The 13,555-nt window shown below is 60.1% G+C and carries 14 protein-coding genes; 8 read left to right on the top strand and 6 right to left on the bottom strand.

The features are described from left to right. Position 1: 1 nt before the first annotated feature. The gene (gene glcF / locus FFH90_RS11835; protein ID WP_138867221.1) at positions 2–1,219 is read left to right on the top strand and encodes a glycolate oxidase subunit GlcF; all 1,218 of its coding nucleotides are present in this window, start codon (positions 2–4) and stop codon (positions 1,217–1,219) included. Positions 1,220–1,348: 129 nt separating this feature from the next. Next, on the top strand, positions 1,349–2,740 hold the full coding sequence (locus FFH90_RS11830; protein WP_064617019.1) for a VOC family protein: 1,392 nt from the start codon (positions 1,349–1,351) through the stop codon (positions 2,738–2,740). A 121-nt stretch (positions 2,741–2,861) separates the two neighbouring features. Here the strand turns inward: FFH90_RS11830 and FFH90_RS11825 are convergent, their stop codons facing one another. Continuing rightward, the gene (locus FFH90_RS11825; RefSeq protein ID WP_138867220.1) at positions 2,862–3,635 is read right to left on the bottom strand and encodes a tellurite resistance TerB family protein; all 774 of its coding nucleotides are present in this window, start codon (positions 3,633–3,635) and stop codon (positions 2,862–2,864) included. Between the two features lie 107 nt (positions 3,636–3,742). On the opposite strand from FFH90_RS11825, the gene FFH90_RS11820 reads away from it, so the two are divergent. The 3 genes from FFH90_RS11820 (at position 3,743) to FFH90_RS11810 (ending at position 5,425) form a co-directional block, all read left to right on the top strand. Beyond that, positions 3,743–4,108, top strand: a complete 366-nt coding sequence (locus tag FFH90_RS11820; RefSeq protein ID WP_018928044.1) for a VOC family protein — start codon at positions 3,743–3,745, stop codon at positions 4,106–4,108. A gap of 196 nt (positions 4,109–4,304) precedes the next feature. Continuing rightward, complete coding sequence (gene pcsA / locus FFH90_RS11815) at positions 4,305–5,027, top strand: phosphatidylcholine synthase (RefSeq protein ID WP_018928045.1); 723 nt, start codon at positions 4,305–4,307, stop codon at positions 5,025–5,027. Between the two features lie 11 nt (positions 5,028–5,038). Then, the gene (locus FFH90_RS11810; RefSeq protein WP_138867219.1) at positions 5,039–5,425 is read left to right on the top strand and encodes a DUF488 domain-containing protein; all 387 of its coding nucleotides are present in this window, start codon (positions 5,039–5,041) and stop codon (positions 5,423–5,425) included. On the opposite strand, the gene FFH90_RS11805 is transcribed toward FFH90_RS11810, so the two are convergent. Together FFH90_RS11805 and FFH90_RS11800 are read right to left on the bottom strand one after the other, a co-directional pair. Next, complete coding sequence (locus FFH90_RS11805) at positions 5,422–6,921, bottom strand: amino acid racemase (protein WP_138867218.1); 1,500 nt, start codon at positions 6,919–6,921, stop codon at positions 5,422–5,424. The genes FFH90_RS11810 and FFH90_RS11805 overlap by 4 nt on opposite strands. 11 nt (positions 6,922–6,932) lie before the next feature. After that, positions 6,933–8,225: a dicarboxylate/amino acid:cation symporter gene (locus FFH90_RS11800; RefSeq protein WP_138867217.1), complete on the bottom strand. Its 1,293-nt coding sequence runs from the start codon at positions 8,223–8,225 to the stop codon at positions 6,933–6,935. 235 nt (positions 8,226–8,460) lie between these two features. Between FFH90_RS11800 and FFH90_RS11795 the strand changes: the two genes are divergently transcribed. Next, entirely contained in the window at positions 8,461–9,384 is a 924-nt protein-coding gene (locus FFH90_RS11795; protein WP_138867216.1) for a LysR substrate-binding domain-containing protein, read from the top strand. A gap of 92 nt (positions 9,385–9,476) precedes the next feature. After that, complete coding sequence (locus FFH90_RS11790) at positions 9,477–10,403, top strand: universal stress protein (protein WP_064617013.1); 927 nt, start codon at positions 9,477–9,479, stop codon at positions 10,401–10,403. A gap of 63 nt (positions 10,404–10,466) precedes the next feature. Here the strand turns inward: FFH90_RS11790 and FFH90_RS11785 are convergent, their stop codons facing one another. Both FFH90_RS11785 and FFH90_RS11780 read right to left on the bottom strand, forming a co-directional pair. After that, entirely contained in the window at positions 10,467–11,279 is an 813-nt protein-coding gene (locus tag FFH90_RS11785) for a class I SAM-dependent methyltransferase (RefSeq protein WP_086945479.1), read from the bottom strand. 37 nt (positions 11,280–11,316) lie between these two features. Next, positions 11,317–11,589: a DUF4242 domain-containing protein gene (locus tag FFH90_RS11780; protein WP_018928052.1), complete on the bottom strand. Its 273-nt coding sequence runs from the start codon at positions 11,587–11,589 to the stop codon at positions 11,317–11,319. A gap of 232 nt (positions 11,590–11,821) precedes the next feature. On the opposite strand from FFH90_RS11780, the gene FFH90_RS11775 reads away from it, so the two are divergent. Beyond that, positions 11,822–12,280, top strand: coding sequence for a GNAT family N-acetyltransferase (locus FFH90_RS11775; RefSeq protein WP_018928053.1), 459 nt, complete (start codon positions 11,822–11,824; stop codon positions 12,278–12,280). A gap of 17 nt (positions 12,281–12,297) precedes the next feature. On the opposite strand, the gene FFH90_RS11770 is transcribed toward FFH90_RS11775, so the two are convergent. Then, complete coding sequence (locus FFH90_RS11770) at positions 12,298–13,506, bottom strand: cytochrome c biogenesis protein DipZ (RefSeq protein ID WP_138867215.1); 1,209 nt, start codon at positions 13,504–13,506, stop codon at positions 12,298–12,300. Positions 13,507–13,555 lie beyond the last annotated feature (49 nt).

The following is a 13,555-nucleotide window of genomic DNA, read 5'->3' as shown; positions in this document are numbered from 1 at the left end:
GATGCAAACCAATCTCAGCGAAGAGGCCCGACAACTGCCCCGCGCCGAAGAAGCGGACAAGATCCTGCGCACCTGTGTGCACTGCGGTTTTTGCAACGCTACATGCCCGACCTATCAACTGCTCGGCGACGAACTGGACGGGCCGCGTGGGCGCATCTACCTGATCAAGCAAGTGCTCGAAGGCGCCCCCGCCACGGCCCAGGCCCAATTGCACCTGGATCGCTGCCTGACCTGCCGCAACTGCGAAACCACCTGCCCGTCCGGGGTGGATTATCACAACCTGCTGGACATTGGCCGCGCCGTGATCGATCAAGCGGTGCCACGCCCGGCCAGTCAACGACTGTTGCGTCAGGGCCTGCGGGCATTGGCGCCAAACCCGAACCTGTTCAAGACCCTGCTGCAGATCGGCGCCACTTTCCGGCCGTTGCTACCACGGGGGGTTGAGGCGAAGTTACCCCACGACCTCCCTGCTCCGGGCGAACGCCCCGTCCCTCGGCATGCGCGCCAGGTGTTGATGCTCGAAGGCTGCGTACAACCCGGTCTGTCACCGAACACCAACGCCGCGACGGCGCGGGTGCTGGATCGGCTGGGAATTAGTGTGATTACGGTGCTGGAAGCCGGCTGCTGCGGCGCGCTGGACTATCACCTCGACGCCCAAGCTGTGGGCCTGGACCGCGCCCGACGCAACATCGACGCTTGGTGGCCGTACCTGGAAAGCGGCGCCGAAGCCATCGTGCAAACCGCCAGCGGCTGCGGCGCATTCATCAAGGACTACGGGCATCTGCTGGAGCGCGACCCGGTTTATGCGGCCAAGGCCCGGCGAGTCAGCGAAATGGCCCTGGACCTGGTGCAAGTGCTGGCCGATGAGCCGTTGGAGCGAGTTTGCGCCGCCACCGACCGGCGGATCGCCTTTCACTGCCCCTGCACCTTGCAGCACGCACAGAAACTCGGCGGCGCGGTCGAGGCCGTGTTGACGCGGTTGGGCTTCAATCTCACAGCTGTACCCGACAGTCATTTGTGTTGCGGCTCGGCGGGCACCTATTCGATCACCCAACCGGAGCTGGCCCGGCAACTGCGCGACAACAAACTCAACGCCCTGGAAAGCGGCCACCCAGAAGTCATCGCCACCGCCAATATCGGCTGCCAGAGCCACCTCAACAGCGCCGGGCGCACCCCAGTCAGGCACTGGATCGAATTGGTGGACCAAGTGCTGCGTTGACCGAGCAGCCTGAGTGGCAAGAACAGTCCTTGGCAGAATGAAGTTCGTCAGAAACTTCGTTTGTCGGCGCCGCCGAAGGCTGCGATCTTTTCCGGCATCCGTTACGTCACTGCGCCAGGAATTTTTTTCATGAGCCACCCGAATTTCGTCAGCCCCGACCTGATCCGCCAACGCTTCTCCAAAGCGATGTCCGACATGTACCGCGAAGAAGTGCCGCTGTACGGCGCGCTGATGGAACTGGTGGAACAGACCAACCGCCACGTGCTGGACAGCGACCCGCAAATCGCCCGCCAGCTGCACAGCACCGGCGAAATCCAGCGACTGGACCTGGAACGCCACGGTGCAATCCGCGTCGGCACCGCCACTGAACTGGCAACCCTCGCCCGCCTGTTCGCGGTGATGGGCATGCAACCGGTGGGCTATTACGACCTGACCCCGGCCGGCGTGCCGGTGCATTCCACCGCGTTCCGTGCCGTGCATGAGGCGGCGTTGCAAGTCAGCCCGTTCCGGGTGTTCACCTCGCTACTGCGCCTGGAACTTATCGAAGACACCGAACTGCGGGCCTTTGCCCAATCAGTGCTGGACCAGCGTTCAATCTTCACCCCGGCTGCGCTGACGCTCATCGAGCGCGCCGAAACCCAGGGAGGGCTGACCGAATACGAGGCGCAGGACTTCGTCGCACAAGCCTTGGAAACCTTCCGCTGGCACCACAGCGCCACCGTCACCGCCGAGCAGTACCAACAACTCAGCGCCCAGCATCGACTGATCGCCGACGTGGTGGCGTTCAAAGGCCCGCACATTAACCACCTGACGCCGCGCACCCTGGACATCGACATCGTCCAGGCACAAATGCCCGCCCATGGCATTACCCCCAAAGCGGTGATCGAAGGCCCACCCCGCCGCCAATGCCCGATTCTGCTGCGTCAAACCAGCTTCAAGGCGCTGGACGAGCCGATCGCTTTTACCGATCAAGCCGAGATGCGTGGCAGCCACAGCGCCCGCTTCGGTGAAATCGAACAACGCGGCGCAGCGCTCACGCCTAAGGGCCGGGCGCTTTACGACCGTTTGCTCAACGCTGCCCGGGATGAGCTCAAAGAGTTCCCCAACGAAGCCAATGCCGCACGCTACAACGCGCTAATGACGCAGCACTTTGGCGAATTCCCTGACACCGTTGAGGATATGCGCCAACAGGAACTGGCGTACTTTCGCTACTTCGTGACCGAAAAAGGCCTGGCGGCGGATGGGCTGAAAGACGCGTCGCTGGAGGATTTGCTCCGCGACGGGTATGTACGGGTTGAACCGCTGGTGTACGAAGATTTCCTGCCGGTCAGTGCGGCGGGGATTTTTCAGTCGAACCTGGGGGACGCGGCGCAAACCCACTATGGCGTGCATTCGAACCAACAGGCGTTCGAAAAGGCGCTGGGACGGCCGACGATTGATGAGTTGGGCTTGTATGCCGAGACGCAGCGGCGATCGATCGAAGAGTGTTTTGCAGCATTGGGCTTGAAGGTTACCGATTAGGCGTTATGGCCGCGAAAAGATCGCAGCCCTGCGGCAGCTCCTGCAGGAATACGTATTTCATGCAGGAGGGGCCGCCTCGTCGTTCGTCGCGTCGTTGCAGGCACGGCACGTTTTCAACCTTTTAAGCCGCACCGCCCTTGGCCTGTTGCTCCAGGTGCAGTTGCAGCTCTGGATCGATCTTCAGCGCAGCGGCCAGTTCATCCAGATAATTGCGCTCGGCGTCCTGCTGATCGTCCACCAGCATCACGCTGGCCAGGTACATCTCGGCGGCCATGCCCGGGTCCTGAGCGGACTGCGCCACATCGGCGGCATCCAGCGGCCGGGCGACTTCGTCATCGAGCCATTGTTGCAGTTGCGGGTCGTCGGTATGGCGGCCGATTTCAGTGCTGATCATTTGTTTCTCGGCGTCGTCGATACGGCCGTCGGCCTTGGCGGCGGCGATCAAGGCGCGAAGGATGGCGTGGCTGTGGTCTTCGATTTCCGGACCGGACAACAGATCAACGGTACGCGGCGCCTGTTGGGGTGCCGAGGCCTGGCTGCGTTGCCATGCCTGATAGGCCTGGAAGGCCATCATCCCCAAAGAGGCCAACGCCGCATAGTTGGTGCCGCCCGAGCGCGATTGGCTTGAACCGCCCGAAGGGGAACCGCCGCCCAACAGACCACCGAGCAAACCTCCCAGACCTCCGCCGCCAGCACCTCCACTCGCGCTGCCACCCAACAGGCCACCGAGCAAGCCACCCAAGCCGCCTTGAGTCGACGCCGCACCACCACCTTGTTGCGACAACGAGCCCTGGCCGGCCCGCAGTAATTGCTCAAGCAAATCGCTGGTGTTCATGACGACGTCCTCATTGATGGGCAGAAACCAAGTCAGGCAACGATAGTCCTCGCCGGACATTCCGCCAACTCCGTCTGGCTGACGTCAAATGGTGCCCCTTCACACTCCTGACAGAAACTGACAGCGCCTCCTTTTATGCTGCGCCCACCTTCTAATGGAGCAACCCCATGATCACTCCCCGTTTCATTTTGCTTTTCGTGGACAACCCCGCCGTCAGTGCACGGTTTTATGAGTTTCTGCTGGAGCGCAAGCCCGTGGAAGAGTCGCCGACCTTCGCCCTGTTTGTCCTGGACGACGGCTATAAACTGGGGCTCTGGTCGCGGCATACCGCCGAACCTGCAACGACTGTAACGGGCGGCGGGACCGAGCTGGCGTTCCCGGTGGAGTCTGCCGAACAGGTCGATGCACTGTTTGCCAAGTGGAGCGCTCTCGGGCTGACCATGCTGCAAACACCGACCGAACTCGACTTCGGTCGCACCTTCGTCGCCCTTGACCCGGATAGCCATCGGCTGCGTGTGTTCTTTCCTCATTAAGCTGACAACACTGGCATACAACGCTCATGACGTACCCCGGATATTTCCGGGGTATTTTTTTGCGCGGCGTCTAAGATTCAAAGGTGGTGAACCTTATCCCCGAAAATCCGGTCGATACCTGCAACCCGATCCGGTTTGCCGACGCCCTCAATAGCAGGGTGATAACTGGCTGCTTCATTTTCTGGAGAACGCCCCCGTGATATCCACCGTACACATCGCCAGGCTCAAAGCATGGGGCGCCCATGGTTTTACCGCCACCGGCGTGGTCACTGCTTTCCTCGCGACCCTCGCCCTGCTGGAGAACCAGCCCACCCATTGCCTGCTGTGGCTGGGCGTGGCGCTGATCGTCGACGGGCTGGACGGCGCGCTGGCACGCAAGGTCAATGTGCAATCGGTGCTGCCGAGTTTCGACGGCTCGATCCTCGACCTGGTGATCGACTACCTGACGTATGTGTTTATTCCGGCGCTGTTCATCTACCGTTACATCCCGTTGCCGGACTACACCCTGCTGCTGACCGTGTCGCTGATTCTGGTGTCGTCGCTGTTCTGCTTCTGCAACGTCAACATGAAGAGCAAGGACAACTACTTCCAGGGCTTCCCCGCTGCGTGGAACGTGGTTGCGCTGTGCCTGTACATCATCGGTCCGTCGCCGTGGATCACGTTGCTCACCGTGATCGGCCTGGCGCTGTTGACCGTGACTCGAATGAAATTCCTGCACCCGTTCCGCGTGCGCCGCTTCATGCCGATCAACATTGCCGTGACGGCCATCTGGTTGCTGTGCAGCTTGTCGCTGGTGCTCAACCATCCGGTCATCAATCCACTGGTGATGGGCCTGTGGCTGCTGATGTCGGCGTACTTCCTGGGGATCTGCATCTGGCGCACGGCGCTGGAGTGGTTCGACGGCTCGCGGCTCAAATAGGCACTACGATCATGCCCATCCATATCGTGCGACTCGGCTCACCCCGCACCGCAAATGAAGGCCTGCGCCTGGGCACGGTACGCCGCCCGCCCCGTGGCGTACCGAAGGCCGAATTCGCCAGCCGTGATTTCTATGATGTGTGGCAACCGCTGCTGTCCCCCAGCTCCGAACTGGTGGCCGAAGCCAAAGCGGCAGAAGATGCCAAAGCCTGGGAGAACTTCAAGCGCAAGTTCAAGGCCGAGATGAACCATCCCGCGCCCAGTCAGCTGCTGGACCTGCTGGCCGCCCTCTCCCATCAAACCTCACTGGCCGTGGGGTGTTATTGCGAAGACGAAGCGCACTGCCATCGCTCCGTATTACGGGAGTTGCTGGAGGCACGGGGCGCAAAAATTGTTTAGCCAAGATGCAGATTTGATCGCTCGCCCGAATGTTCACCGGCAAGCCGAATACACTTCATAGCCAGAATGGTCGTCGGGTCGATCAATGCCACTTGATGCCCCTTGATCATGAAGGCCTCGCCGTGCTGCAACACCAGCGGCAACTCCGTACATCCCAGGATAAGCACATCGGCGCCCAGTTCACACAAGTGCTCGGCGGCGATCAGGAGTTGGTCCCTGCAAAGACCCTCGGTGAACCCGGCCTTGATCCCGAGCGCCCCATAAATCGCATCCATGACCAACGCCTGGTAATCCACACCAGGGGCGATTATGTGCAGCCCGGCCCGCCGGGCGGCCTCGTGGTAGACCTGACTCTTGATCGTGCCCGACGTCGCCAGCAGCCCCACTGTTTTCCCGGCACCATACCGCTGAACGATGGCCTCTACCGTCTCGGCAAGCATGTTCACAATGGGTACGCGCAAGTGTGCCTGGATGCGCTCGACGAATGCGTGGGCGGTGTTGCACGGGATCGCAATCGCATTGGCTCCTGCGCTTTCAAGCCGCTTGCAGGTGGCATACATCGCCATCGTCGGATCAGTTTCGTCATTCAGCAAATTGGCGGTGCGATCAGGAATCTGGGGGTTTTGTTCGACCACCATCTTGATGTGCTCCTGGTCACGGCCGGCCGGTGTATGCGCAACCACCTTGCCCATGAAATCGACCGTTGCCGCAGGCCCCACCCCGCCTACGATCCCAAGCTTGAAGGGTGGGCGATTCGACTGACCTTTCTGCTGAGTCGCGAAGCCGGCATAAATCTCATTGATATCCAGCACCGTGATGCCCCGACGCTGCAGGTCGCCGCAGACCAACGAGAGCTCGGTCATGCCCGGCAAGACCATCGTGGCCCCCTGCTCCTGAAGTGACAGGCAGGCCTGATACACGCATTCCAGCGGTACACCGTCAAGGTAACCATCCTTGATGCCGTTGACGCCATACATCGCTTCCATCAACCCCGATTGTTCGTCAGCACCTGGATAAACGAGTTTGAAGTCGGAGCCGAAGTAGCGTTCGAACAAACCGGCGTGACGAACATAGTCTGAGGCGAGAATGCCCAATACCGTGCCGGGTTCAACAACATGGTCGATGTGCCTGCGCAATGCGGCCATCATGTCCAGAACCGGTATGCCTATCTCCTCCTGTATCTCTTCGCGGAAAGTGTGACTGGCAAAACACGGCAGTACGATCGCGCTGACCCCGCTGGCCTCGAAAGTCTGACAGACCTGGAAAACATAGAACTTTCTGGAGGTCATGCTCGCGCCCCGATCCAACGGCATCAGCACATCTTTGAACGGGTGCTGCTCGAACAGGAAGTGATAGCGGCCTTGATCCTCCAGTACCGCCCTGGACTTCACCAACTTATAGAAAAGATCGCCGCCGGCCAGTGAGCCAAGCCCGCCGACGATGCCCAGTTTGTGTACCAATGAAGACTCACGGGATGGCTTCGATTTCGTTTTCATGGTGGTAGCGCTCAGACGGTGGCTACAGAGCGAACAGGCAGTGGGGACGCCTCGGATTGCGGCACGTCATCCGGCTCTTCGAGAGGCTCGGATTTAGCGATCACGGCCGTTGCGATGCTGTTGCCCACCACATTGGTGGCCGTCCTGGCCATATCGAGGAACTGATCAATACCGATGATCAGCAAAATGCCAGCCTCTGGCAGATTGAACATGGGCAACGTCGCCGCCACGACCACCACCGAAGCCCGGGCAACACCCGCCATGCCCTTGCTGGTAATCATCAGCGTCAGCAAGATCAGCAGCTGCTGCGTAAAGCTCAAATCAATGTTGTAGGCCTGAGCGATGAACATAATGGCGAAGGCTTGATACATCATCGAGCCGTCGAGGTTGAATGAGTACCCCAGTGGCAGTACGAAGCTGGATACCCGCTTGGGTGCGCCGAACTTCTCCAGGGCTTCCATGGTTTTTGGATAGGCGGACTCACTACTGGCCGTCGAGAATGCCAGCAGAATAGGTTCACGGATCAGCTTGCCCAGGGTGAAGACTGAACGCCCCAGAAACAGGTAGCCGGCAGCGAACAGCACGCCCCACAGAATCACAATGCCCAGGTAGAACTCGGCAATCAGTTTTCCATAATCGATCAGCAAGCCGAGACCTTGGGTGGTGATGGCCGAAGCGATGGCGGCAAAGACACCGACCGGCGCAAAGGCCATGACATAGTCGGTGATCTTGAACATCACCTTGCCCAACTCTTCAATGCTGTCGGTAATCTTCGTGTAACCAGCGCGCTTGATGCCTGCCAGCGCAAAGCCGAAAAACAAAGAGAACACTACAATTTGCAGAATCTCATTGTTGGCCATGGCTTCTGCGATGCTTCGAGGGAATACGTGACTGATGAACACCTTGAGGCTGAAGTCACCCGTGCTGACAACGGCCGGCGCCGCTGCGCCTTGAGTCACCTGCAGATCCAGGCCCGCGCCTGGCTGGAACACATTAACCAGCAACATGCCAATGAATAGCGAAATGATTGAGGCCGACACGAACCAGATCATCGCCCTGGCGCCGATCCGCCCTACGGAACGGGAATTGCCCATGCTGGCAATACCACCGACCAGTGTGGCGAACACCAAAGGCGCGATGATCATCTTGATCAACCGCAGGAAAATGTCCGTCACCATCGAGAAGTAGGAGGCGATCTCCCGGGCGGCTTTCTCATCCGCTGCGAAATGATGGCAGGCCCAACCTGCAAGGACGCCCAAGGCGATAGCCATCGCAATCTGGCGGGGTAGTCTGTTTCTTTTCACGGTGCATTTCCTCAAGTGGTTTTGTAGGTCTTTTTACTTGGCAGGAGACAAGATTGAAGTCCCCCCGATGCTCTGCGGCAGCGGGGTTGTGGCACCGATTCTAAGGACGCCCTTCACGCCGGATGATGAGTAATCACCATAGGCTGATGCGTTTTTGGAATAGTTTGCGAAATACCCTCAATGGCGCCATTGCACCGCAGTAAACTCTTCGCCAGAGACGCAATGAGGTGCCAGCATGCAAACCAAATGGTTGGACGATCTTCTGGCGATTGCCGAATGGAAGAACTTTTCCCGAGCGGCCGAAGTGCGTTGCGTCACGCAGTCCGCGCTGTCCCGACGGATTCGTTCACTTGAAGAATGGGTAGGCGCCGAACTGGTGGATCGCGGCACTTATCCTGTCCAGCTGACTCAAGCGGGCCGCAGCTTCTGTGAAGAGGGGCGCGAGGCGTTGTCGGCATTGCTGCAATTGCGCCTGGCCCTTCGCGAAGGCGAACGAATGCCGGGGCGCTCGATTCAGGTCACCGCCGGGCACAGTCTTTCAATGACCTTCCTGCCTAAATGGCTCACCCAGTTCCAACAGCAGAATGAGCCCTTCAATGCTCGCGTGGTGGCCGCGAACATCCACGATGCGGTGATTGCGCTGGAGGAAGGCAGCTGCGATTTGATGATCGTCTACCACCATCCCCTCGCCCCGATCCAGCTCGACCCCGAGAAGTTCGGCAGCTTGACCCTGGGGCATGATTCGTTCGTTCCACTGTGCGCGCCGGACAATAACGGCAAACCGTTGCATCGGCTGCCGGGGACGGCCGCCAAACCAGTGCCGCACCTGGCCTATACCGCGACCACTTTTTTGGGCCGTGTGGCCGATATTGTCATCAAGAATGCACCGACTGCTTGCGTGCTTGATCGTTGCTTTGAGGCGGACATGGCCATGTTGCTGATGAGAATGGCGATCGAGGGCTACGGCGTTGCCTGGCTGCCCCTGAGCGCCGTGACCGATGAGCTGGAGCGAGGGCAATTGGTGCTGGCCGGCGGCGATGAATGGAAGACCCGGCTGGAGATTCGTTCGTATTGTTCGATCGCCAATCAGAACCCGACGATGCGCGAGCTTTGGAAGACGCTTGAGAGCGCATCGCGAGCAAACCCGCTCCCACATTAGAACCGGACGAGGGGTTGATCATGGTCAATAATGAAAGGATTGAGATGTATTGAACGACCACCGTCTGCTCGCTTACCCACGGGAGGTTTGTCATGTCTGGTGAATCACGCTTCATGCTGGTCGCTTCACCGCTGATGGAACACAGCCCCGCCTTCGACCGGGCCGCGATGCTGGCCAAGGCCGAGGGGGCAGCCCTGCACATCGTGGCCTTCGACTATCTGGAAGGTCTGGCGACCGCCAGCCTGGTCAACGAAAAAGCCCTGGAACAGATGCGCCTGGGCTACGTCGAGCGTCACCGCCAGTGGCTTGAGGAACAGGCCCATCCCTTGCGCAAGATCGGTGTACACGTCACCACCGAGGTGGCCTGGGTCGAGCATCCGCTGGAGGAAATCCTGATTCACCTCAAAGAGCAGCCGATGGACGTGCTGATCAAGGCGTTGGAGCATCAATCGCGGCTGTCGCGACTGGTGTTTACGCCCCTCGACGTGCATTTGCTGCGCGAATGCCCGGTGCCGCTGCATTTCGTCAGCCATGCCACTCGCGCGTTGCCGCGCAAGATCGTCGCCGCGGTCGACCCGCTTCATCGCGATGATCACTACAAAAGTTTCAACGACCGAATCCTTCACGAAGCATCGAAACTGGCGAGCGCCTGCAATGCCGAGCTCGATGTGGTCTACGCCTGCGACCTTTCAGCCATCAGCGCGGATGAGTTCAACTTCTATAACGGTTCGGCGCTTTTCTCTTCAGGCCAGATCAAGACCCTGTTCGACCTCCAGGAGGATGCGTTCAACGAACTGGCCGCGCGCAACGGCATCGCGCCGGAGCAGCGGCACATGATCATGGGCAACCCCACCAAGGTACTGACCCACTACACCGAGACCCATGATGTGGATGTGATCGTCATGGGCCGGATCGGCCATCGCGGCATGGGCCGGTTGATCGGCAGCACGGTGGAGCATGTGCTGTACAAAATGCCATGCAGCGTGTGGGTGGTGTACACCGAATCACTGGATGAGTGACTGGGCGGGTTGAAATCCCTCGCCACAGGTGGTTGCTCCCACAGTTTTTTTTGCACTACCGGTTCAACGCCGGGTGATCACCACCTCCAGGTATTCACCGGGCACCACCAGCGACCGCTCTCCCGCTCGGTTCAGGCGCTTGAGCAGTTCCGTCAGGTCGTGTTCCAGGGCGGCGGACCCTTCGGGTGGCAGGGTCGCAAAAGCCTTGTGAACCGGGCCATACCAGGTGCGGAAGGTGTCGATGAAATGGGCGGCCGAACGATAGCGGAAGTTGAATAAGCGTCGTGTCACCTGAAGCACGAAGTCGCGCTGATCGAAGTGCGAGTGCAACCACGCTTCGGAGCCCCAGTTTGAAGGCGGTTGAGCGCCCACGGGTGGCGGCATGTGGCGCCCCAGTACCTTGAACATCTGGCCAACGAAGCCTTCAGGCGTCCAGTTGGCAAGGCCGATCCGGCCTCCCGGGCGGCACACCCGCGCCAATTCCGCGGCAGCCTTTGGCTGATCCGGGGTAAACATCACCCCAAAGGTCGAGAGCACGGCATCGAAACTGGCATCCTCGAAAGGTAGCGCCTCGGCATCGGCCACCTGAAAGGTCACGTTCAGGTGTTCCGCCCGTGCCCGGTCTTCGCCACGCTCAAGCAGCTTGGCCACATAGTCGGTGGACGTGACCTTACAGCCCCGGCGCGCAGCGGCAAGCGTGGCATTACCGTTGCCCGCAGCGACGTCCAGCACCCGCTCATCGCAGAGCAGGTCGCAGGCTTCAGCCAGTTGTTCGCCGACGATCTGTAAAGTGGTGCCGATCACGGCGTAGTCGCCGCTGGCCCACGCAGTCATCTGACGGTTTTTCAGGGCGGTGAGATCAATGGGTGTGCTCATGAAGTCTGCTCCGCTGCGGGTTGGAACGCGTCCCGGCTTACTCCGCCGTGGTGGGATCGATGATGTTCACAACTCGGGAAACGCTGTTGATCGGAAAACCACCTTGTTTGGCATGCTCCCTGATGAGCTCCTCGCTCGGCGCGATGTACACGCAATAAATCTTGTCGCCCGTGACGTAACTCTGCTGCCATTGCACTTGCGGCCCCAACCCGCGCAACACATCGCAGGATTTTTGCGAGATCGCTTTGAGTTCCTGCGGCGGCAGTGCGCCAGCTCCTGGAAGCTCGCGTTCAATAATGAACTTAGGCATAACCCTCTCCCTTTCATGATGGTGATGGCAGGGTCGCAAGCGACCCCGTCCACAAACTAAAGCTCCCGGACAGGTATCCGTCCTGCCCGGTCGTCCGGCAGACTCACGAAATACGCCGGTCTCCGATGCATGGTCATGCGTTTGTAACGCAGGATTAACACCCGGCCCCCGGGATTGCCGATGCGCCATGAATCAGCTCTTATGGGCCACCGTCTTTTGAAAGGATTCCCCCATGCCTCGCCTGGACTGGCTCGCTCACCACATGCACCACAGCGACATCTTTGCTTCATGGATTCACCAACAATTCCACTATGAATACGCCGACCAGCCCTTGCCTCAGTGGCAACGGGAATTCGCTGACGGCCAATTCGACGGCACATGGCAATGTTTGATCGCCCTGGATGAAGACCGCCTGCTGGGTGGTGCGGCACTGGCCGCCGCCGACCTGGCTCACCGGCCTGACCTGGGTCCTTGGCTGGCTTGTGTGTTCGTCACACCCCAAGCAAGGGGAAAAGGATTGGCGGAGCGCTTGATTGAGGGGATATGCGCGCAGGCCAGGGAACGTGGCGTGGCGAAGATCTATTTGCACACCCGGGACCAAAGCGATTACTACGCCAGACGCGGATGGACAGTGCTGGAGCGTTTTCAGGCCTGGGAAAACGACCAATGGCTCATGGTGCGCAACCTGTGAGCCATTGATTGGAAAGGTTACGCGGCAGGCGCCTTGGCCTCTTCCAACAGCTGCCGGATCATCTGCTCCTGAGTCTCGTAGCGACCCTCGCCAAAGTGGCTGTAACGCACCTGCCCCTTGGCATCGATCAGGTAGTGAGCCGGCCAGTATTGGTTGTCGAAGGCGCGCCAGATCGCGTAGTTGTTGTCGATCGCCACCGGGTAGGTGATGCCGAGCTTTTTCACCTGATCGCGAACGTTGTCGAGGATGCGTTCGTAACCGTATTCCGGGGTGTGCACGCCGATCACCACCAAGCCGTCCTTTTCATATTTTTTCGCCCAGTCCTTCACGTAGGGCAAGGTGTGCTGGCAGTTGATGCAGTCATAGGTCCAGAAATCCACCAGCACAACTTTGCCGCGCAGGGAGTCGTTACTCAGCGCTGGCGAGTTGAGCCATTCGACCGCACCGGAGAGTGACGGCATCGCACCTTTGGCCGCGTCCATCGGGTCGGCCTTGACCTTGCTGACCAGGTAATCGACCACTTTCGGCACGGTTTCCAGCACCTGCTGTTCCACCGAGGTAACACCTTCGGAGGAGGTGCCGGCGAGCAGTCTGTTTTCGGTGCCGGTGGCGATGACCGCCGCCGCGACCAACACCCCGGCACCCGCGCCGCGACGCAGCCAACCGGTGACCGGAATCGACGGTTTCAAGCGATTGACCAGGCCGCGACCGGCGAAGATCAAGGTGCCCAGTGACAACGCGCTGCCCAGGCCATACGCCACCAGCAGCAGACTGGTCTGAGCGTTGGCGCCTTGCAGCATCGCGCCGGAGAGGATCACACCGAGGATCGGCCCGGCACACGGTGCCCAGAGCAGGCCGGTGGCGACGCCGATCATCACCGAGCCCAGCGGGCCGGACATTTTGCGAGTGTTGGGGTCGAGGCGATTGCCCAGCAACACGAACGGCCGCGCCAGCCAGCCGCCGATGCGGGCGGAGATCAGCGACAGCGCAAACAGCACCATCACGATCAGCGCCACATGGCGGCCGGTGTTGTTGGCTTGTATCACCCAATCGCTGCTGACCACGGCCAGGCTGGAGATCAGGGCGAAGGTCAGGGCCATGCCACCGAGGGTGAGCAGGATCGAGGTGCGTGTGCGTTTAACACCGGCAAACAGAAACGGCACGACCGGGAGGATGCAGGGGCTGAGGACGGTCAAAATGCCGCCCAGGAATGCGATGAGAAACATGGGTTCACCTTGAGAATACGAGTCCCATGTGGGGGCTAGCCTGCTCCCA

The sequence above is a fragment of the Pseudomonas sp. ATCC 43928 genome, assembly GCF_005938665.2.
GTDB lineage: Bacteria > Pseudomonadota > Gammaproteobacteria > Pseudomonadales > Pseudomonadaceae > Aquipseudomonas.
This window is presented reverse-complemented; position numbering and strand designations above follow the sequence as displayed.